The sequence below is a fragment of the Maribacter antarcticus DSM 21422 genome, assembly GCF_000621125.1.
GTDB lineage: Bacteria > Bacteroidota > Bacteroidia > Flavobacteriales > Flavobacteriaceae > Maribacter > Maribacter antarcticus.
The window spans coordinates 93,984-117,014 of the sequence record NZ_JHZC01000010.1 but is presented as its reverse complement, the minus strand read 5'-3'; the positions used below and the strand labels follow the sequence as shown (position 1 = coordinate 117,014).

Sequence of the window (23,031 nt, the reverse complement as noted above, 5' to 3'; positions counted from 1 at the left end):
TTAGGTTGTATCTCGAATACATTCCTGTAAGCGAGCATGAACAGCACGTTAAAATCCAAACACTAATAAACCTATTAAAATACCAAAATCCTACACTACCTTTGTCTTCATGCAAAACGTAATTACGACAGACATTAACTATTGCCAACAATTATTGAAAGAGAATAAATTAGTCGCCATACCAACAGAAACCGTGTATGGATTAGCGGCCAATGCTTTTAATGAAAAAGCGGTAAAACAAATTTTTGAAATGAAGGGGCGGCCACTTTTTAACCCGTTGATTCTGCATATTCATGATATAGCGCAATTACAACAACTGGCTATCGCAATTCCGGATAAAGCCATGCAACTAGCAAAAGCTTTTTGGCCAGGAGCTTTAACCTTAATATTGGCTAAAAATGACTTCGTACCCAATAGTATTACTGGTGGTAAACAAACAGTTGGTGTTCGCATGCCAAATCATCCGGTAACCATTGAATTATTACAAGGATTGGATTTTCCATTAGCAGCACCAAGTGCCAATCCCTTTACAAGGGTAAGCCCAACTTCTGCCGAACATGTGGCGTATTATTTTGGTAATCGCATTCCTGCAATTTTAGATGGTGGCCCTTGTAAAGTAGGTTTAGAATCAACTATAGTAGGTTTTGATGGAGAACACCCGGTGGTATATCGCAAAGGAGGAATTTCCATTGAGGATATCGAAGCCGTTGTAGGGAAAGTAACCTTAGTAACAGAAAATGAAACTACTCCCCAAGCACCAGGTATGTTATTGAAGCATTATTCTCCTAACACGCAACTAGTGGTAAGCAATACAATCTTAGATACGATTAGAGAGCATCAACATTTAAAATTAGGAGTACTTTCTTTTAAAAATGAATTCACTCATGAGAATGTTACAGTCAAAACGCTTTCAAAGCAAGGCGATTTAGAAGAGGCGGCCAAAAACCTGTTCGCCGCCTTATATGAGCTGGACGAACTGAATCTCGATTTGATTATAGCGGAAAAATTTCCAAACACTGGCTTAGGCGCAAGTATCAACGACCGGTTACGTCGCGCCGTTAGCAATTAACTAATATCTAAACCTCTTATTTTTTATATTTCTGTACAAGTTCGGAAAAATCTTCTTTTTTGGAGGGTTTCGTGATAATCTCATTGCACCCAGCGTCTTGCATCAAATCAGCTTCATCGTTCATGACATAGGCAGTATAGGCGATTATTGGAATACTTTTATTTAATTGTCTTATTTCTTTCGTAGCATCTATTCCATTCATATATGGCATTCTAATATCCATAATGATGATATCAATTTCTGGATGTAATTTAAACTTTTCTACAGCCTTAATACCATCTGCAGCATGGATAATTGTACAAAGATCTTGCATCCACATTTCAATGAGATAAAAATTAATTTCATCATCTTCCGCTACCAATACTGTAAAATTATTTTCGCCCATGAGTTAAACTTTGTTTGCGGGTAAATAGGGTAGCGTAAAATGAAAGGTGCTTCCTTTTCCGAATTCCGACTCTAGAGTAAGTTCTCCACCAAAAAGTGCTATAAGTCCGTTAACGATTGAAATACCTAGTCCAGAACCGGTGTTTATTTTTGTTTTGGTATCTACCACTTGTCCAAATCGTTCAAAAATTTTAGGATAATCTTCCTGTTTGATTCCAATTCCAGAATCTTTAACGTAAAAATTTAAAAAGGCACCATCTACTTTATATCCTAATCGTATTTGACCTTCCTCAGTAAACTTAAATGCGTTTTCTAACAGGTTAGAAAGAATTTGAATGAGTTTGGTATCATCGGTATGAATAGTGCTCTCATCGTCTGTTAGGCCTTTGTCAAAAACTAGTGAAATATTTACTGTTGTATGGGTGACATCAAATTGCTCCTTTACTCTTGTTAGTATGCCATTAAGGTCGTGTTTGGTATAGTTTAATCTCTGTTGCTGCGCATCTATCTTAGAAATATCAACGATATCCGAGATAATACTCAATAATCGATTTCCTGATGACTTTATGTGAGACAGGCATCGTAGGCTTTCCTCTCGTGCTAAATCGTCACTTTCCAGTAGTGCGGAACAACCCAAAATCGCATTCATTGGTGTCCTGATTTCGTGGGACATATTCGCTAAAAATGCAGATTTAAGCTTTTCATTTTCCGATGCCTTTTCGTAAGCCTTCTCCAGAAGCACCCGTTTATTTTCTTGTGCGGTTACATCACGAAAAATAAGCGCAAACTCTCCTTTTTTAGGACTATAGGCAGTTGTCTCGTAATATTTTTGAGTGGCATCATTGTAATCTATAAATGAATGTGTCTTTTGTTTTAGAGCAACATCAGCACATATTGTAATCCAAGACGATTTCATAGTAGGAAAAACTTCTAAAGCTTTCTTTCCTATGATATCCTTGGCAGGTATACCTGTTTGTATCTCGTAAATAGGGTTTACATCGAGTATCTTATAATCTATGGGACATCCTTTATCATCATATAAAAGTTCGCAATGTGCAAAGCCCTCGGTAAGGTTTTTTAGTAATTGAGATTTTGAATTTTCGCTTTCCTGTAATCTTAATCTAGTAACCTCTTTGTCCGTAACATCCTTGAAAATAATTACAAAAAAGCCTATTTTAGGGGAGTAGGCATTCATATCATAGTACTTGCCCGTATTATGATTGTAATCTACAAAAGACTTGGGCTGTTGGGTCAGTGCCACTTCAATAAAAGTATCCAACCAGGTCTGCTCTACATCTGGGAAGAATTCCAATATGGTCTTACCAACAATATCCTCCTTAGGTATTCCTGTTTGTATCCTGTATGCCTTATTAACCTCTAATACCCTATAATCATATGCGATTCCTTGATTATTATATACCACTTCGCAATATGCAAAAGCTTCATTTATATTTGCTAGAATAGCTGTATTGGATTTAAGGGCATCTTCTACTTTCTTGTTTGCAGCGTTAAGTTCAGCTGTATTTAAAACCTCGTCAAATAGCGTGATGAACTCACCATGTATATTTGAGTAAGCACTAACAGTGTAGTCTTTATCTGTGTTATGATTGTATTGGGTAAAAGAGATAGGTTCTTGCGTAAGTGCCACTTTTCCTAGATGTTGTAACCAACTTCGTTCTACATCTGGATAAATTTCCAACAGAGTTCTATCAATAATATTATTTTCGTTAATTCCTACATACTCTGCAAAAACTTTGTTTATTGCTAAAAATCTGAAATCCAACGGATTACCGAATTCATCACAAATAACTTTACAATGTGCAAAACCCTGCCCCATGTTCCTTGTAATAGTATCAAAAGTTGATTTTGATGCGTTCAGGCTCAGTCTTAGAAGCTGGAAAACTGAATTAAACTCGTCTGATTTGCATCCAGTTAAGTAAAGCTCTTGGAGCTTATCCAATAATTTAAATTTTGGCATCGATAAAGAATAGTTCGGTCTTACGGGGTTAAGTCTAACTGAGACAGATATCTAAAATTTACGGTTATCTGTAATATTCATAAAGGCAATATAAGTTTTTTCTGATACAAAAGCGATTGTATTAGTCATAAAAACTGATTGTAAACTAATCTCTCAACCTACTTCTTATGCATTTCTAGTTGAATCCGTTTTCGGGAAATATCCACAGTCAACACTTTTACAATTATCTGCTGATGTAATGTTACATGGACACTCACGTCCTTAACAAAACCATCCGCAAGATTAGAAATATGGATAAGACCACTTTCTTTAACCCCTATATCTACAAAGCAACCAAAGTTGGTGATATTATTTACAATTCCTGGAAGTAATTGTCCTTCTCTTAAATCTTCTATAGAACGGATGTTTTGGTCAAAGGTAAAGACCTTAGCCTTCTCGCGTCTGTCCAATCCTGGCTTTTCTAACTCGGCTAAAATATCTTTTAAAGTAGGTATTCCTAAATCATCCGTACGATACTTTTGGACGTCTATTTCCTTTAAGAGCGATTTGTTACCAACGATTTGTACTACATCCGCCTTTTGGTCTTTTGCCATTTGTTTTACTACGGCATAGCGTTCTGGATGAACAGAAGAATCGTCCAAAGGATTTTCTCCATCTTTAATTCGCAAAAAACCAGCGCCCTGCTCAAAAGCTTTGTTACCTAGTCTAGCGACTTGTTTTATATCGTTTCGTGACGTAAAAGCACCCTTATCTTTTCTGTATATCACAATATTTTCTGCCAGTTTTGGCCCTATGCCACTAACATAGCTCAGTAAGGGAACACTCGCTGTATTGATATTAACGCCTACGGAGTTCACACAACTTTCCACTACTCTGTCTAAGGAAGTTTTTAGCTTAGCTTGGTCTACATCATGTTGATATTGACCCACTCCGATAGATTTTGCATCTATTTTAACCAATTCCGCTAAGGGATCGGCCAATCTTCTACCTATAGATACGGCTCCTCGCACGGTAACATCGTAATTTGGAAATTCGTCCCTTGCAATTTTGGATGCAGAATAGATAGATGCCCCGGCTTCACTAACAACAAATACTTCAATTGGATTTTTAAAAATCACCTTTTTAACTAAGCGTTCCGTTTCGCGCGATGCAGTACCATTACCTATGGCTATTGCCTCAATTTTATAAGCATTAGCCAAGGAACTTAGTTTTTTTATCGCACCTGAAACATCATTTTGGGGTGCATGTGGATAGATGGTCTCGTTGTGCACTAAATTTCCTTGGGCATCCAAGCAAACCAGCTTACAACCGGAACGGAACCCGGGATCTAACGCTAAAATACGCTTCTCGCCCAGAGGTGCGCCCAACAAGAGTTGTCTTAGGTTTTTGGCAAAAACGCCAATAGCATCTTCATCTGCTTTTTCTTTTGCACTCTTTAGTAATTCGTTACTTAAGGAAGGGAAAAGGAGCCTTTTATAGGCATCGGAAATCGCAAGTTCCAATTGCGCTGCACAGGGTGAATTATGGTTTTTGATGATACGTTGCCGCATTTGGTTTAGTGCAGCGTCTTCATCGATTTCTATTTTTATTCGGATGTACTTTTCCGATTCTGCCCGAGATATCGCTAAAAATCGATGTGATGGGCAACGGTTTAAAGCCTCACTCCAGTCAAAATAATCTCGGTATTTCTGTGCTTTTTCGTCGTCCTTTTTGGTACCCACTACTTTTGTAGTAATAAGGGCGAAACGCTCTAATTGCCTTCTTAGCTGCTTACGGATATCAGCACGTTCATTAATCCGTTCCGAAATAATATGTCGCGCACCTTCCAAAGCATCGTCTTCATTTTGTACTTCTTTGTTCACGTACTGACTAGCGATGTATTCAATATCCTCGGAACGTTGGGCCATTATAATCTTAGCCAAAGGTTCCAATCCATTTTTCCGGGCCACCTCCGCCTTGGTCTTTTTACTTTTTTTGAAGGGAAGGTAAAGATCCTCTAATTGAATCAAATCGGCTGCCGACTCCAACCTAGTTTTAAGCTCCTGGGTAAGCGCTCCTTGTTCATCAACTGCCTTAATAATCGCCTTTATTCGCTTTTCTAAGGCCTCAAACTGCTCTTTAAATTGTACAATATCTCCAATCTGCACCTCGTCTAGGTTGCCGGTTCGTTCTTTTCTATACCGAGATATAAAAGGCACTGTACACTCTTCGTTTAAAAGGGCAACTGTATTCTGAATGTTCTTTTCAGGGAGTTGAGTGTACTTTAGTATGTAGGAGATGAGGTTCATAAAAATTAGATTTTGATACTATGGATTTTACAAGTAGAGTATGGTCTAAACCCTATCGTTTTCCTAGATTCTCGCCCCATGCTTAGGGAGCGCTTGAATTGATATTCGGGATAAAACAAAAATCAGTTTATCCCTTCCCCATTCGCAACACCATCCGAATCAGGATTCATAAAAACCAATTTCCCATCTGCATTTTCAGTCATTAAAATCATGCCTTCGCTTTCCACTCCCCTTAGGGCTCGTGGCGCCAAATTAACCAATACGGTTACTTTCTTACCTACAATTTCTTCTGGAGTAAAGCTCTCTGCTATACCAGAAACAATAGTACGAACATCAAGACCTGTATCTACTTTTAATACCAATAATTTCTTTGCTTTTGCCATCTTTTCAGCTTCGATAATGGTACCTACACGCATATCCAGTTTGCTAAAATCATCAAAGGTAATGGTGTCTTTTTGAGGTTCAACCGCTTTGTTCATTTGCTCGTTTGCTTTTTTTGTGGCTTCTAATTTCGCTAATTGGGCGTCAATTTCTTGGTCTTCTACTTTGCGAAATAAAAGTTCAGCTTTGTTTATGATGTGGCCAGCTTGGAGTAAGGTTTCCTTTGTAGAAACATCGTTCCATTTTAGCCCTTCAACTGCGCTTAGGCTAATATTAAGAATAGTCTTAAGTTTCTTAGACGTAAATGGCAAAAAAGGCTCGCTTAAGACAGCTAGGGCAGTTGCTATTTGAAGCGCTACGTACATAATGGTTTTAACCCGTTCCTCATCTTTTTTAATTACCTTCCAAGGTTCTTCATCTGCCAAATATTTATTTCCTAAACGAGCTAGATTCATAAGTTCCTGACCCGCTTCTCTAAAACGGTAGCGTTCTATAGAGCTAGAAATAATTTCAGGAAATTGCTTTAACGCAGCTAAGGTCTCTACATCTACTTTTGAAAAACTTCCTGCCTTTGGCACGTCACCTTCGTAATACTTATTCGTTAAAACGACTACCCGGTTAATGAAATTACCAAAGATAGCCACCAGCTCATTGTTATTTCTGGCTTGAAAATCTTTCCAAGTGAAATCGTTATCCTTGCTTTCAGGTGCATTAGCAGTTAAAGTATACCTAAGCACATCTTGCATATCCGAAAAATCGGCTAAATACTCGTGCAACCATACCGCCCAGTTTTTAGAAGTGGACAATTTGTTTCCCTCCAAGTTTAAGAATTCATTGGCCGGCACATTTTCTGGTAATATAAAATCGCCATGTGCTTTAAGTATTGCAGGAAATATGATACAATGAAACACAATGTTATCCTTACCAATAAAATGCACCAATTTAGTGTCGTCAGATTTCCAGTAAGGTTCCCAATCTTTTCCTTCCCGCTCCGCCCATTCTTTAGTAGATGATATATAACCAATAGGAGCATCGAACCAAACGTAGAGTACTTTTCCTTCGCCACCTTTTACTGGCACGGGAATACCCCAATCTAAATCGCGCGTTACGGCTCTAGGCTCTAAACCACCATCAATCCACGACTTACATTGACCGTAAACATTGGGTTTCCAATCGTTCTTATGTCCCTCTAAAATCCATTTCCGTAAAAAATCTTCATAACGGTCTAAGGGTAAAAACCAATGGGTGGTTTCCTTGGTTGTAGGAACGGAACCGGTTATGGTAGACTTAGGGTTGATTAAGTCCGTAGCATTTAATGTAGATCCGCAATTCTCACATTGATCACCATAAGCTTCCTCATTACCGCATTTGGGGCAGACCCCTTTGACAAAGCGATCCGCTAAAAATTGCTTTGCTTCATCGTCATATAATTGGGCCGTAGTCTCTTCAATAAAATCGCCTTGATCGTATAGTTTCTTAAAAAAATCGGATGCTGTTTTATGATGTATAGGCGCTGATGTCCTAGAATAATTATCGAATGTAATTCCAAAATCAGCAAAGGATTGCTTGATTATGGTATGATATTTCTCGACAACTTCTTGAGGCGTAATCCCTTCTTTTTTGGCCTTCATAGATATAGCTACTCCATGCTCATCGCTACCGCAAATAAACGCTACATTTTTATCGATGCCCCTTAAATAACGTGCATAGATATCTGCCGGAACATAAACACCTGCTAAATGTCCTATATGAATAGGTCCGTTTGTGTACGGGAGTGCTGCTGTAATCGTATATCTTTTGGGTGAATCTAGTGAGGACATCTAATTTTGTTAAGCCACAAAAATAAAGATTTTATAACGGTACGACAGCTGTTACTTAAAAAAGAAAAAACCTTCGACATATCCAGAGGGTACGACCGAAGGTCAAGTTACATAGTGGGGAAACAGTTTACGCTACCATAACGGATTTACTCATTTTTTGATTTTGTACACTTATACGATAAATGTACTTTCCGGTAGATAGGTGCTTGGGCAGGCGTTCTCTTATATTTATCTCGATAGAACCTTCCATCATCATCTCATTAAACACAGATCCTACGTTTTGTCCCAAAATATTATACAATTGAATATCTACATGGGCTGTAAAAGGCATTTCTAGGTAAATATGCGGTGTACTGTTCGTTGGATAGAAGGGCTTATGGACTACAGCATTCAATAGATTTGGGTCAAAAGGGTTGTCTGAAGGACCACTACCGTCAGGATCTATTGGTGTTGGTGGTGTAACATCTGCATCACTGTAAGCTATATCAGGGAAGTCGGTTCCACTGCAATTAAAGCCTAGGTTTACCGGTGCATAAGGATGATCCAGTAAATGTTGTTCTACCAAAGGAACATCAACACAAAGCCATTCTGCCAAAACGGTGGCATAGAGATCTCTAAAGTCCATAGTGTACTCCAAGTTTCCTCTTCCATCTGGGTCTTCCAAAGTTGGGTGATCCCCAACAAAGGCACTACCATTAAGTCCAGAACCAAAGAAAAGGGTCGGAGCCGCTTTACCATGATCGGTTCCATTGGAGCCGTTTTCAAATATTCGGCGACCAAACTCGGAAAAAGTCATACTTAATACTTTATCGTCTTGCTGCGTAAAAGCGATATCTTCATAAAATGTATTGATAGCAACAGACAAGTTGGTCATCAAACGCTCATGAGCTAAAGGTTGGTTACCGTGGGTATCAAAACCACCCATAGAAATCATATATACTTTCGTTCCTAAATTTCCTTTTATCAATTTTGCCAATAATTTCATCTGACGGGCAAAACCGTTATCTTGATATTCTACTTGATTCTGACCTCTTTCATAAGCTTCGTGAATAAGACCTGAATATTCATAGGTTGTGTTGGCAACTCCTCTTAAAAATTTTAATTGATCACCATACATACAGTCATTAAAAAGCTCGTCTCCAAGACCGTAAACAACACCAGATTCCGCAATCTCCTCTAGTTGATTGATATTAGAGGTGGTAAACGCATAATTAGTTTCTTCCCCTTGAAATACCAAACTACCAAATTGTCCAATTTGAATGGCCGCTGGTGCAGCTGGTGGATTTATAAGATAATCAGGATAAATGTTTTCAAAATGTCTTCCCATCCAACCAGTATTCAAACCACTGAATCCATTGGTATCCAAATCAGTATTTGCAAAAATATCAGAACCTGTAAAGTGAGAAAGACTTTGCCCTTCGTATCCTACACCATGCACCGCTTTAAATTGGCCTTCGCCCCACATAGGTTCTAAAGAACTCATATAAGAAGGTACGCCAAACTCATCGGTAAGTTTTAGGACTTTACTTTCGGGAATATAAATATTAGGTCTTGCGTTTGCATAGGCATCGTATTGCTCTATGGGTATAACGGTACTCAACCCGTCATTTCCGCCTGAAAGGCGAATAAGGATAAGAATATTGTCCGTTTCTGCAGCAGCAATTCCTGCCGATAAAGGTGATGGTGCATTTGCAGTAAGCATATTAGATCCAAGCATCATGGAGCCAGAACCGGCTATTCCCAATGCTTGTAAAAAAGAACGACGGCTCCAGTATTTATGTTCGTCATCGTGTCCCTCGTGTTGTATTCCTTTATTAGGGGTGTGGTGTGTATGGCACATAGAAGTAGGTGTTATTTTAATTGATATTCAGGTTGTCTTGCTAGATATTGTAAGAGAAGGTATACTTGGAACGGGGCTTGAGGCCAACCGAATAAGGTCCAGGATTCCTGGTTTCCTCCTTCAAAATATACTTCCTCAACATCGCTCCTAAAAATAGCGAATGCTTTTTCATACTCTCCTTCGTCTAAAAGACCTTTTGGGAGAATAAAATCAATAATCAATCTAGCGACAACATCAGGGTTGTAGGTAGTTAAGCCTACATTTCCTGCAATGGATAGACCCAAACTCCTAAACTGTTCGTTATCCCGTTGGTAGAAGACCTCAAAGATGCTCTCCATGGTGAGCCATCTGCCAATAATAAAATTATTATTAATCCACTGTCTGTCTCTTTGCCACCCGGCAACATCAAAGGGTTCAAATAGTTCCTGGTTCAAAAGTCTACTGTAATTAGCCATTTCGCTAATGTTCGTATCCGTATACACGAAATTAGTTTCATTAAGGCTATTAAAATATAAGTCAAACGGACTTTTAATAATAACACCTCTAGCTTCATCATCAAAGAAGTGCTGACTTTTAAAGAGTTGTCTCAAAACTGGGGCTAATTCAAAATCATTGGCGACCATTGTTGTCGCCATTCCGTTGAGTATAGACTCAGCCTCGGCTGCCAAAGCATCTGGGTGCACAAAAAACTTGTATAACTTCTTTGAGATAAAAAAGGCAATTTGATCTGCTCTTTCAGTAAAAAGGATGTCGATTACATCATCATACCCCCAATTTCCGGTCTGTCCTAAAATGGTCTTGGTACCTTCGTCGTGCCGGTCAGCTCTATATGTTACCTGAGTACAGCCAACTTCTCCACGTTCTACATAACCGGTAAGTGCTCTAGCCGTTTCGATAACATCTTCTTCGGTATATCCCTGTCCTTCTCCTAAGGCAAATAACTCATAAAGTTCACGAGCATAGTTTTCATTAGGATTAGTACCATTATTGAACACACCGTCTAAATAATACAACATGGCGCTTGTGAGTCCAATTTCACTAACAAAAGTCTTAAAATTACCCAGCGAATTTCGCTGAAGACAGTTGATATAATAATAAAGGAATGAATTACAATCATAGACATCTACCTCAGTAACAAAATGGTTACTCCAGAAAAAGCTTAGCCGATCTCTAAGATTGTTCTCCAGTAAACCTTTCGCATAATCCAATCGAAACTGGCCGCGTTGTTCGTTTCTTAACTGTCTTCTTGCATCACCATCCTCGGGATAATTCGCATTTGTCCAATCTGCCCATGTTGGTGGTGGTAGTACAGGCATATTTAAAGCTTGGTCTACTAGGGTGTCAACAAGTGCTCCTGCGTTTTGACCAACCGCCTGTTGAATAGTTTCCACAGATGCGCTAAATCCTAACCTCCTGTACAAGTGCAAAGCACGTGCTTGATTCAGGGGTACCGTGTAGGGCGCAAGAGTAGAAGTATTACAATTGATGAAATATTCCATAGTCTTAAAAAGTCGTTAGTAAATTACGTTCATAGAGTTGGGACTCTTATCTAACGTACCGAAATTTGGCTTAGTACGATAAACCTGTTATTTTCGTTAACTGACATTCGAATGTACATTCTAAAATCGAAAATAGCCGCTGAACACCTTATATTTTCGATGAAATACAGTTTTTGATACAATTTTATGGGAAAACATAATGAATTTGGTAAAGAAGGTGAACAAATCGCAGCAGATTTTCTACAAAAAAAAGGCTATACTATATCCTATAGAAATTACAGATACTTAAAGGCCGAAATTGATATTATCGCCAAAAAAGATGAAATAGTAGCTATTGTTGAAGTACGTTCTAGAAGGTCGGATTACATCGAAAATATTGCGGAAACCGTAACCAAAAAAAAAATAAACCTACTGGTGTTGGCAGCTGATTATTATATTTTAAGTGTCGATTTAGATGTAGAAGTTCGTTTCGATATTATCACTATCCTTAAAAATAAGAACCGTTTCGAAATCGAACATCTAGAAAACGCTTTTTACCATTTTTGAACTCTACTAGCTTTATAGGATAAAATTACGCAACATATTGTTTTATTTGTAACAAGTTGTTATATTTGCACACAACCAAGCCGTCATGAAAACCATTTCTTCTGTAGTAGAACAGTATATTAAGAAAAAACCATTTCTCCAAAGTGCTTTAGCACAAGGAATCATCAACCTAACATCGCTTTCTAGAATTGTAAAGCCCGAAATAGAGGAAGAATTAGGGAAGGACATTCGAAACGGAGCTATTGTAATGGCGCTTAAACGCCTGTCGGACGATTTGGAATTCAGAGCTACCCATAAAATTATTAAAGTCCTAAAAAATATCGGGGAAATCACGGTACGGTCCTCTTTGACCGACTACACCTTTTTGGCATCGGACAACATTTTAGTGCAACAAGCCAAGCTTTTAGAGGAAGTTAACAATAAACAAGATGTTTTTTACACCTCATCCCGAGGTGTGAATGAAATCAATATCGTAATTAGCAATGTGATGGATGCTACTGTAGAGCGACTGTTTACCGACGAGCGGTGTACACAGAAAGCGGAGGAACTCTCGTCTATTACGGTAAAACTTCCTGCAGAAAATGTCTCTGTACCCGGCATCTACTACTTTATATTCCAACGCTTGGCTTGGGAAGGAATTGTACTTTACGAGGTTATTTCAACCACCAACGAATTTACTATTCTCGTAAACGAAGAACAGGTAGATATTGCCTTTAAGACTATTAAAGATCTTAAGATGCTTTAAATGTTTATTATTTTTTGTTCAAGAACGATACCACTTCCTTATTATCCTCGGGGCTAGCTAAAAAACGTTTGTCCTTATCTAGGATAAAATACGTGGGTGTTTGTTTAATACCAAAAAGCTGGGCATAATCACTTTCCCATTTCCCTAAAGCTATGGCGTGTTGAAAACTAGGTAGGCTCCCTATTTCATGTTTCCAGAACGTGTCATTGTCCTCTAAGCCTACAGCAACCACCCTAACGTTTTCATAGTTTAACAACTCCTTGTGGAGCATGGGCAACTCCTTTAAACAGTGGGAACACGTGCTGCTCCAGAAGACTAGCACATACTTATCGGCCCCTGCCAAACCGTAAAGCGTACTTGTTTTATCATCTTGGGTCCATGTAATTTCAGGGGAAAGTTCTCCGATTCTTAACCGTGACGAAAGCTCGATTTCATCAATCAAGGCCTGTTCACCATTTTGGCCTGCCAAATCCCTTAAATAGGTGCTAAAAATGGCATCTGAAACATGGTGCAACAAATTCGTATTTGAGGTTTTCCACAGCTCTTGAAAAACAGCTATTTTAAAAGGTATGGGGGTATCCTTAAGTTTTTCAGCTACTTCCGCTACATTCTTTAAAATCGCACTTTGCATAGCTTCCTTGGTTGTTACATCTAGTGGTAGTGCAGAAAAAACATAATTAGAAAGGGATTCTTTTAAAAATTCAGAAGCCTGCAAAAACCTACTATCGAAGTCCAGATAGTCAAAATACACCTTCTTTTTATTGCTAAAAAAGAGGTCTAAATCCTCATAGCTATCCGGTATATATGGGGTGTTGGATTTTATAAATTGATACACCAAAGTATTTGTCCCCTTAGCCTCAAACTTGATTTGCACTTCGGATAAGTTTTTTGTTATCTCTTTATATTCCTTTTTGGAACTGTTTCCAGATTCATAAAAATCCATTAGCTGTTTTTCAAGCGCTTTAATTTCGGAAAAATAATTGGAATAGGTCCTATTCTCCTCAGATGTCACAAAGGTGATACCATCCTCTAGGTTAAAATTAAACTGAATATCCTCCTGTCCATTATAGATGACATCAATATAAAATACGTCTTGTGGTACTGCATAAACTAACCTGTATATTCCTCTTAATGCGTTTGTGGGTAATTCTAGATTAAAATAACCTTCTTCAACTGCCGTATCGGCAATATAATGCTGACTTCCAGGTGTTAGTTGATATGCTATAAGCCATTTAAAATCCTTTGCAGGCGTAAAGTTACCAGATATGGAATGTTGAGAAATGCCAGTTAAGCAATATAAAAGGGTGAAGAAAATTATAAACCTTGTTTTCATAGGATATTAAACCAAATATTGAACCGTTTGTATACGACGTGACCAAATATAAGAACTCTTAGGCGGCAAATTACGTTCAATTAATACATCTTCTTTCCCGAAATGCTATTTCTTAAAAGTTGACTTTTAATTTCGAATAAGCTTATTAAAAGTACGTTACGTAACCTCATTTTGATGGAAACTCCTACTTAAGAGGATTTGGATGGACCCTTGGGAATACATATAAATTATTCTCATTTTATTGGGTAAAAGCAGCAAATACTAACATCAATAACGTACCGGATACTACCTTTTTAGACTAAACTACACTTTTATTGGTGCGGAAATACTATTTAGCAGTTCCGTTTCCTTTTCGTGCACGAACCCATCAGATTTTGCTAGATCTTTAAGAATCTTAGCCAATCCTTTCTTTTTATCGATTGTCATTTTTTGTAAAATGGCGATACTTTGTTCCGCTTCAATATTTTGCGCAAACTGTATCTGATTACTATCAAAATCGATTACACACATTAGTTTACTTTCTTCGCTAATTTCTCCACTGTGCACAATACCGTCTACCTGTACCGTTGAATAAATCATTTTTACAATAGCGAATTTCTCCGCTAGATTAAGCTCCGTTTGTGTGCTATATCGGTTAATTAACAGCAAAATAAACACAAAAACCCTGACCGTACATTGAATAAGCTAGTTAACAACGCCATACCAAGTAACTTAACAAGAGTTCTCTACTCTTTTTTCATTTGCCTAATCTTTACAAGGAGTATTACTTGTAAAATTATGGTAGGAAACTGGGTAAATAGGCCCCCTAATACGAATAACACCGTAAGGCAACAAATTGCTGTAAAAATTTCAAAACCTCCGGCAACATAACCCAGTATGCCCCACCTCTTTGCAGATGTAATAATGGAAATACCAAATAGTATGACTAAAGTGCCCGTAATAATGTATGTTGCGATTACAATACCCTCCATTGGAAATAAAACCTCGTAAAACAGGGATACAATGTCATAGGTATAAAAAAGAAAGAGTACAGAAATAATAAGTACCGAAGCAATTTTCATTAGGTAATTCTGAAATAACTTCACTACAATCAAGAAACCCTAAACAAAGAGTCCATGACTGGTGTATGCCAATACTGTTATTAAAATATGTCCAGCAACACCAAAGATTAATTCGTCTTCACCCAACCTATAATAATCTGCAAAAGCTTCAAAAGAACCTAAAATCAAATAGATAATTCCAAAGACGCAAGCCATACCTAGTAATAAACGAACCGACTTGGCTTCACTCTCAGAACCTATAATCATATCATTTTCCAGCCTTTCTTCATCCTTGGTATATCGTTTCTCAAACGCATAATCTAGCGCAGATAAGATGGTCTTAATGGTATAGCTTCTTGGCGAAACTTCGCCGCTTTCTATGCGTTGTAAGGTGCACACATTAATGTTGCAGCGCTCCACCAGTCCCGCTTAGGTAAGTCCTTTTTGCTTGCTTAACTCGGTAATCTTGTTGCCTAATTCTGGTTGTTGCATGATGTTCGAATATTTAAGTGTTCCGTAATGTTACGCTCAAGATAAAACGAAACCAACAAACTTTACGAAATCTGACCCGACCTTAGCACGGCATTGCACTAGACATTGAGTTTTACAAGGTTTTGTGTTCTTAGCCCGAAAGATATTAATTTAGACTTTTTCAATTTTTAACCTCTCAATTCTCAAAGACTGCAACGCTAAATACGCCCTATCCACACTTCTAATTCCATCAAAAACCAATAACAAGCGCAGTCCGTTACGTGTTTTCTTTTCCTTCATGGTACAGCGTTGTGGATTACTCTGCACGTACTTCAATACTTTTGTAAAAGCAGCCGTCTGATAGAATTCAGATTGTTGATTCGCTATAAAGTAACCAATCAACTTCCCTTGTTTCATTATAATTTTTTCAATACCGATGCTATTCGCAATCCATTTTATTCTAACCGAGTTCAATAAATCATCTGCTTGGGAGGGAAGCTCGCCAAAACGATCTACCAATTGAGATTCAAATTTTTTAAGTTCCTCCTCATTAGCTACTTGGTTAAGCTCGGTGTATAGATTAAGTCGCTCCGTAATGTTATTGATATACTCATCAGGGAAAAGCAGCTCAAAATCTGAATCTATTTGTGTTTCTTTTACAAAGACTTTCTCTTTGCGCCCTTCTACTTCTTCATAAAGATCTTTGAACTCATTCTCTTTAAGTTCGTCAATAGCCTCTGCTAATATTTTCTGATAGGTCTCAAATCCTATATCATTTATAAAACCACTTTGCTCACCTCCTAAAAGGTCTCCCGCACCACGTATCTCCAAATCCTTCATGGCTATATTAAAGCCACTTCCCAATTCCGAAAATTGCTCTAAAGCTTCAATACGTTTGCGCGCATCATTGGTCATTGATTCATAGGGTGGAGTAATAAAATAACAAAAAGCTTTTTTGTTACTTCGACCTACTCGCCCACGCATTTGATGAAGATCACTTAAGCCAAAATTGTTGGCATTGTTAATAAAAATAGTGTTCGCATTCGTTACGTCCAAACCACTTTCTACGATAGTGGTAGAAACGAGGACGTCAAACTCGCCATTTATAAAACTGAGCATCAAAGTTTCCAGTTTTTTACCTTCCATTTGACCATGGCCTATGCTTACTTTGGCATCGGGCACCAAGCGTTGAATCATACCGGCTACTTCTTTAATATTTTCAATCCGGTTATGGATAAAGAATACCTGCCCACCACGTTCTATTTCGTAGGCTATGGCATCCCTAATCGTCTCTTCGTTGAAACCGACCACATTACTTTCAATCGGGTATCTATTAGGTGGAGGTGTCGTAATAACCGATAAATCACGGGCAGCCATAAGACTAAACTGTAAGGTCCTAGGAATGGGGGTTGCCGTAAGGGTCAGTACATCTACATTTTCTTTTATGGCCTTTAATTTATCCTTGACCGCAACTCCAAATTTTTGCTCTTCATCAACAATAAGCAATCCTAAATCTTTAAATACGACCTTTTTATTTACCAGTTGATGTGTGCCGATAATAATATCTACTTTTCCAACCTCAAGTTTTTCTAGTGTTTCCTTGCGTTCTTTTGCTGTTCGGAAACGATTCAGATAGTCTACGGTTACTGGCATTTCCTTCAAACGTTCGGTAAAAGTTCTATGGTGTTGGAAAGCAAGAATAGTTGTAGGCACCAGAACTGCAACTTGTTTACCGTTATCCACGGCCTTGAATGCTGCGCGTATAGCAACCTCAGTCTTACCAAAACCTACATCTCCGCATATGAGACGATCCATAGGACGTTCACTCTCCATGTCCTTTTTAATATCGGCTGTTGCGGTGCCTTGGTCTGGTGTATCTTCGTAAATAAAAGACGCTTCTAGCTCATTTTGTAAGTAGCTGTCGGGATCGTACTGAAATCCTTTTTCTAAACGTCGTTTTGCATAGAGTTTAATAAGATTATAGGCAATTTTCTTAACGCGGGATTTGGTCTTATCCTTTACTTTTTTCCAAGCTCCAGAACCTAATTTATAAATCTTAGGTGGTGCTCCATCCTTTCCATTAAATTTGGAAATTTTATGTAAAGAGTGGATGCTTACATATAAAATATCGCGTTCGCCATACATCAACTTTATGGCTTCCTGCTTTTTACCTTCCACATCTATCTTCTGTAATCCCCCAAACTTACCGATACCATGATCTATGTGGGTTACATAGTCTCCTATTTCAAGCTTATTGATTTCCTTTAATGTAATGGCCTGCTTTTTAGCGTAGCCATTTTTAAGGTGGAATTTATGGTAGCGTTCAAAGATTTGATGATCTGTATAACAGACCAGTTTTAAGTCTTTGGCTATAAAACCCTGGTACAGTGGAAAGACGATGGTTTTGTAATGTACTTTTTCCGATATTTCTTCGAAGATATCATTAAAACGCCTCGCCTGCTGTTCCGTAGCACAACAGATATAATTTTCAAATCCTACGGAATGGAACTCGTTAAGATTTTGTATTAGTAAATCGAACTTCTTATTGAACGAGGGTTGTGGCGTTGTTTCGTAAGTAATCTCCCTGGTATTGGTAGCACCATTTGTACGTGTACCACCCAAAGAGATTACTCCAAACTCCTTAAGTTGCTTTTTAAATGCGGTACCGTTAAGGAAAAGCTCGTCTGGTTCTGCATGTTTTATGTCTTCGGATAGTTTCGTAAAAGCTTCTATAGCCTTTTCGAAAAAGTCATCTAAACGTGCATATAATAAGCTTGTGTTTTTTGAAAATACGATTGTCTTATCGGAGATATACCCTAAAAAACTTTCTCGCTTCTCTGTTAAAAACTTATTAGCTACATTGGGTACAATGGTGATTTTTTTAACCTTCTCCGTTGTTAATTGTGTTTCGACATCAAAGGTGCGTATACTATCAACCTCATCACCGAAAAACTCTAATCGGTAAGGCTCATCATGGGAGAAGGAAAACACATCTACAATACCACCACGGACAGAAAATTCTCCTGGTTCAGTAACAAAATCTACACGTTTAAACCTATATTCAAAGAGTACTTCGTTTAAAAAGTCTAGTGAAAGAGTGTCTTCTAGCTGTATTTTTAAAGTATTCTTATCAAGTTCCTTGCGCGTAACTACTTTTTCGAACAAAGCATCTGGATAACTCACTATGACAGCAGGTTTCTTTCGCGAATTGATACGGTTGAGCACCTCGGCTCGCAAAAGTACATTTGCATTGTTTGTCTCTTCAATTTGATACGGTCTGCGATAACTATCAGGATAGAAAAGGACGTCCTTTTCTCCGATAATCTGTTCTAGATCATTTAGATAGTACGCTGCCTCCTCCTTATCATTAAAAATTAATAAGAATGGAGCGTGAGCTTTCTTGAAAGCTTCTGCCAAAACAAAGGAAAGAGAAGAACCTACTAAACCTTTTAACTGCACCTGTATTGGGTGAGCTATTTCGGATTTGGCAATAGCTCTTTGTAGTTCCTGTACGTTAGGAGCTGTTGAAAATAATTCAGAGATGGTCAATTTTGCCAAAAAATGTGGTATTGGCCTGCAAAGATAGTTTCTAGATCAGCTTTCTCCCAAGGATTGGGCATAAAATAACATTATGGTTATAAATCCTTATTAACAAAAGGATTCGTTTTTTTATTCTGAAAACCATGCCAAGCGATATAGCTGAAGATAATTATACTTCCCATAAGCGCTGCGTACGCTATAGTCTCAAAAGAATCTTTATGCCTCACGAAAATGGCGAACAACGCCCAAACGCCCACGGCTGCAAATTCTCGCATATTGCGCTTCCAAATAATCACAAGGTTTAGAACAGTAGCGATAACAATCATTAGTATCGTCCAACTTATTTCCGAAAATGGGCCACCTTCCCATCCAATTTTTGTCAGATAGGCTGAAACATTGGCTATGGTTGCCACGGATATCCACCCGCTATAGAGACAAATGGGCCACCAAACAAAAGCAATCGTACTTTTGGTTGCATCCCAGCGTTCCATATTGGTGTTTAGGATGATTTTAATGAGCGAAAAGAGAATACCTAACATAATCAGAACGGAAAGACCCGTATAGTCATAGATGAAAGCGATAACCCAAACGGAGTTCAAAATATTTGCTAGTAAAAACCAATAGCCTGTCTGCTCAATGAATGCACTAGGCTTATCGCTAAAAAAAGCGCGTCTAACCTGAAAAATTCCATACGCTAAAAGACCTAGGAAGATAATGCCCCAAATAGCAAAAGCATAGCTGGCCGGTGTAAACAGGTTGTCGTATTTCCGACTTATTTCACCAATAGTTGTATCATTAAGTCTTAGTGCTTGAGAAATATAATTTACCGCAAGCACCAAGATGACAGATAACAAGTTTAAGAGCGCGAGTGTCTTTTTCATATTGATTTTTTTTCAAAAGTAGCTAAAGAGTAGGATTATCGCGAACGCTATCCGTTTAAATAATCAGCCCTTAGCTGAACGTCCTTTTCTTTTTGACTCTGTAAGGGTAACTGGTAAGACGGCATCGCCTAATAAGGCAAAAACTTTACAATCTTTTTTAGCCTGTAATGTATACGTACCTGTAAACTCCCCAAAAGCTGGTAAAATGAGCTGTATGGGCGACTTATAAAAACACGGAAGTCGCACTGTTTGTCTACCGAGTCCCGTAAGCTTAATGGCTGGGTGAATATGTCCACAAAAATTAAAGAAGCCATCGCGTTCCTCTGGATGATGGGTAAGAAGGAAATTATCTAAAATAAGTTCTTCCACTACCTGTATGCCCAATTTCTCATATTTTAAAGGGGATATAATATCGTGATTGCCACTCACTAATATAATACTCGAGGACTGTTCTGCGGTCCATATCTCGAAAAGTTCCCACTCTTTATTCAGAGAAGAGTGAAACAAGTCTCCCATAAATACAATCCTTTTAGGATTGAAATATTGGATAGCCGTATTCATACTTTCAAAATTCTTTTGCACAACCTGTTGTGGTACCGCAGCTCCAAATTTTCTAAAATGGGAAACCTTGCCCAAATGAACATCACTAATCAGCAGCATGGAACGTTCTTTCCAAAAAAAAACACCCGATGCGTGCATTATAAAATTTTGATTATGGATTTTGATAGATTCGGTCATGGGTTAAAATTACTTATTTCATCAAGATAGCCGTCATTCTTTTGATGCGGTCTGCCAATTTTTCGCTTGATAATTTTTCCCGTAGTCTGTCAGTAATAATCGGAAAGGAAAAAGGCGTGGGTTTAGTGCATTTCTTCCAAACTATTTCTTGTGATGCAATTCGTTCCAATGCCATCCGAAGCCTACCTTCCTCCAATTGATGCTCAAAAGTTTCGGTATAAGCCTGTTGGTACAATAGGTTATCAGCTTCAAAATCCTTAAAAACATCGAATAACAGTTGGGAGCTACTCTGCAGGTGCTTCATCTTGATGCCCTTGTTCGGATATCCTGTAAATACCATGCCACTGATTACGGCGATATCTCTGAATTTTCGTCTGGCCATTTCATTGGAATTCAAACTTTTTTGAAGATCTGACAGCATAAATTCAGACGTCAAAAGATTGTTGTCCAGCACTTCCTGAATATCTATCTGTCTGTCTGAAAGTAATTCAAACCCATAGTCATTATAAGCCAAAGAACAGGTAATAGGCATCAATAGGCTAATACGATAGGCCAACATACTGCTCATCGCCTCATGTACGCCGCGTCCTTCAAAAGGATAAAAAATATGGTGATAGCCGTCCCGTGTTTTAAACGTTTCAATTAAAAATTCGTTGGGTTTGGGCACCATGCTCTCTTCCCTTTGCTTATTAAACATAGGAGCCAAGGATTGGATTTCTATGGATTGCTGACCCGTTTCCAGCTCGGCAGTATACAATTCTTGTCGTAGTAATTCTGACATCTGTGCAGAAAAACTAAGTCGCCCACCCATCCAACTAGGTATTTTATTGGTGCGTTTAGTAGAGTTTTTTACATGTGCTTGCATTCCTTTTAAACGTATAAACTCAAGATTTCTTCCTGCAAACGTAAACACATCCCCTTGCGCTAATTTAGAAATAAAAAACTCTTCTATAGATCCAATATAGCCACCCTTTTGATACTTGACTACAATATTAGCATCGCCTACAATAGTTCCAATCTGAAACCGATGTCGCATGGCAATACCACGATTATTCACTTTAAACCTACCATCGTCCTCTACGTCTACCTTTTTATATTCGTCATAAGATTGTAGGCTCTGGCTGCCCATGACCAAAAAGTTAAGTAGCCATTGCCACTGTACATCCGATATACCTTGATAGCAAAACGTCTGCTTTATCTCTTGGTAGATTTCATCCGGATAAAATCCGTCGGATACTGCCAAAGTGGTAAGGTATTGTAAGAGCACATCAAAGCTATTTAAGTACGGAATACGATCTTCGACTGCTTCATGCTTTACCGCCTGTTGCATGGCCGAGGCCTCAATGAGTTCCATAGCATGTGTGGGTAGAAAATAAATGACACTTTCTTTTCCTGGACTATGGCCACTTCGTCCTGCACGTTGCAGAAAACGGGCTACACCTTTGGGTCCGCCAATCTGGATTACCGTTTCTACCGGGGCAAAATCTACACCCAAATCTAAGCTTGAAGTACAAACCACAGCTTTTAGGCTTTCGTTACGTATGGCTTGTTCTACCCAAAGTCGGGTTTCCTTATTTACACTACCATGGTGCATGGCAAACTCTCCCGCATATTCGGGGTGTTTCTCCAGTATTTTCTGGAACCATATTTCGCATTGGCTGCGCGTATTTGTAAAGAGTAAGGTTGTTTTACTTTTATTAATGATTGGCACGACATCTTCCAGTAGTTTAAGCCCCAAATGACCACGCCAAGGAAAGGTTTCCATCTCCTTAGGAATAATACTCTTTACCGTTATTTTCTTATGGAGTTTTGCCTTTATTAAGACTGAATTTTCAAGTGCTTTTGTATCTGGCCCTAATAACACTTCCCTGCCTTGTTCTAAATTACCTATAGTTGCTGAAATTCCCCAAATACGCAAGTCTTTACTTATCGTTTTTAAGCGGGAAAGGCCCAGCTCCATCTGCACACCCCTTTTCGTTCCTAAAAGTTCATGCCACTCATCTACGACTATAGCTGTGCAGTCTTTAAACACCTTCTCGTATCCTTTAGAGGACAGTAACAACTGAAGACTCTCTGGTGTTGTTATCAATAGGTCTGGCATCGTTCTTTTTTGCTGAGAACGTTCCTTTGCTGTGGTGTCACCCGTCCGGATACCCACCCTCATTTGCGCACCCAAATCTTGGGTAATGCGCTCTGCAGATTGTTTTATTTCATTGGATAAGGCGCGTAACGGCGTAATCCAAATAGCCTTTAAACCTTTTTTATGATTGGTTTTATAGTCAGGATGATTTTTAATATAATTGAGCACAATAGGAAACCAAAGGGCATAGGTTTTCCCACTGCCTGTAGGTGCATTTAATAGTCCGTTTTTACCCTGTAAAAAAGCCGTCCATGTATCTTTTTGGAATTTAAAGGGTTTCCAGCCTTGCTCTTTGAACCAGGTTTCTGCTATGTTATAAAGTTCATTTCTATTCATAG

The 23,031-nt window shown here is 38.4% G+C and carries 17 protein-coding genes; 3 read left to right on the top strand and 14 right to left on the bottom strand.

The window, feature by feature from the left end; genetic code table 11:
• The first annotated feature begins 109 nt into the window (after positions 1–109).
• Positions 110–1,069, top strand: a complete 960-nt coding sequence (locus Q360_RS0111320) for an L-threonylcarbamoyladenylate synthase (protein WP_027077204.1) — start codon at positions 110–112, stop codon at positions 1,067–1,069.
• Between the two features lie 16 nt (positions 1,070–1,085).
• Here the strand turns inward: Q360_RS0111320 and Q360_RS23025 are convergent, their stop codons facing one another.
• From Q360_RS23025 to Q360_RS0111290, 6 genes are all read right to left on the bottom strand, one after another.
• Positions 1,086–1,454 carry a response regulator gene (locus Q360_RS23025; RefSeq protein ID WP_051554677.1) on the bottom strand — a complete coding sequence of 123 codons (369 nt, stop codon included), beginning with the start codon at positions 1,452–1,454 and terminating at the stop codon, positions 1,086–1,088.
• 3 nt (positions 1,455–1,457) lie between these two features.
• Positions 1,458–3,431 (bottom strand): PAS domain-containing sensor histidine kinase, encoded by a 1,974-nt coding sequence (locus Q360_RS24690; protein ID WP_084273417.1) that lies wholly within the window; start codon positions 3,429–3,431, stop codon positions 1,458–1,460.
• Positions 3,432–3,589: 158 nt separating this feature from the next.
• Positions 3,590–5,719 carry a Tex family protein gene (locus tag Q360_RS0111305; protein WP_027077202.1) on the bottom strand — a complete coding sequence of 710 codons (2,130 nt, stop codon included), beginning with the start codon at positions 5,717–5,719 and terminating at the stop codon, positions 3,590–3,592.
• Between the two features lie 122 nt (positions 5,720–5,841).
• Positions 5,842–7,920 carry a methionine--tRNA ligase gene (metG, locus tag Q360_RS0111300; RefSeq protein WP_027077201.1) on the bottom strand — a complete coding sequence of 693 codons (2,079 nt, stop codon included), beginning with the start codon at positions 7,918–7,920 and terminating at the stop codon, positions 5,842–5,844.
• A 127-nt stretch (positions 7,921–8,047) separates the two neighbouring features.
• Positions 8,048–9,760 (bottom strand): DUF1501 domain-containing protein, encoded by a 1,713-nt coding sequence (locus Q360_RS0111295; RefSeq protein WP_027077200.1) that lies wholly within the window; start codon positions 9,758–9,760, stop codon positions 8,048–8,050.
• 11 nt (positions 9,761–9,771) lie between these two features.
• Entirely contained in the window at positions 9,772–11,259 is a 1,488-nt protein-coding gene (locus tag Q360_RS0111290) for a DUF1800 domain-containing protein (RefSeq protein ID WP_027077199.1), read from the bottom strand.
• A 186-nt stretch (positions 11,260–11,445) separates the two neighbouring features.
• On the opposite strand from Q360_RS0111290, the gene Q360_RS0111285 reads away from it, so the two are divergent.
• Positions 11,446–11,805 carry a YraN family protein gene (locus Q360_RS0111285; RefSeq protein ID WP_027077198.1) on the top strand — a complete coding sequence of 120 codons (360 nt, stop codon included), beginning with the start codon at positions 11,446–11,448 and terminating at the stop codon, positions 11,803–11,805.
• A gap of 85 nt (positions 11,806–11,890) precedes the next feature.
• Entirely contained in the window at positions 11,891–12,550 is a 660-nt protein-coding gene (locus Q360_RS0111280) for an aspartate kinase (protein WP_027077197.1), read from the top strand.
• 7 nt (positions 12,551–12,557) lie between these two features.
• Here the strand turns inward: Q360_RS0111280 and Q360_RS0111275 are convergent, their stop codons facing one another.
• The 8 genes from Q360_RS0111275 to Q360_RS0111240 form a co-directional block, all read right to left on the bottom strand.
• On the bottom strand, positions 12,558–13,883 hold the full coding sequence (locus Q360_RS0111275; protein ID WP_027077196.1) for a TlpA family protein disulfide reductase: 1,326 nt from the start codon (positions 13,881–13,883) through the stop codon (positions 12,558–12,560).
• A gap of 303 nt (positions 13,884–14,186) precedes the next feature.
• Positions 14,187–14,462, bottom strand: coding sequence for a hypothetical protein (locus Q360_RS0111270; protein ID WP_156950087.1), 276 nt, complete (start codon positions 14,460–14,462; stop codon positions 14,187–14,189).
• Between the two features lie 146 nt (positions 14,463–14,608).
• On the bottom strand, positions 14,609–14,944 hold the full coding sequence (locus tag Q360_RS0111265; RefSeq protein ID WP_156950086.1) for a hypothetical protein: 336 nt from the start codon (positions 14,942–14,944) through the stop codon (positions 14,609–14,611).
• A gap of 39 nt (positions 14,945–14,983) precedes the next feature.
• The gene (locus Q360_RS0111260; protein ID WP_156950085.1) at positions 14,984–15,343 is read right to left on the bottom strand and encodes a hypothetical protein; all 360 of its coding nucleotides are present in this window, start codon (positions 15,341–15,343) and stop codon (positions 14,984–14,986) included.
• A gap of 222 nt (positions 15,344–15,565) precedes the next feature.
• Positions 15,566–18,952, bottom strand: coding sequence for a transcription-repair coupling factor (gene mfd, locus Q360_RS0111255; protein ID WP_027077192.1), 3,387 nt, complete (start codon positions 18,950–18,952; stop codon positions 15,566–15,568).
• 77 nt (positions 18,953–19,029) lie between these two features.
• A complete protein-coding gene (locus Q360_RS0111250) occupies positions 19,030–19,815 on the bottom strand; it encodes a hypothetical protein (RefSeq protein ID WP_027077191.1) in 786 nt (261 codons plus the stop codon).
• 63 nt (positions 19,816–19,878) lie between these two features.
• Positions 19,879–20,553 (bottom strand): ligase-associated DNA damage response endonuclease PdeM, encoded by a 675-nt coding sequence (pdeM, locus tag Q360_RS23015; protein WP_051554676.1) that lies wholly within the window; start codon positions 20,551–20,553, stop codon positions 19,879–19,881.
• Between the two features lie 13 nt (positions 20,554–20,566).
• A complete protein-coding gene (locus Q360_RS0111240) occupies positions 20,567–23,029 on the bottom strand; it encodes a ligase-associated DNA damage response DEXH box helicase (protein WP_027077190.1) in 2,463 nt (820 codons plus the stop codon).
• Positions 23,030–23,031: the final 2 nt, after the last annotated feature.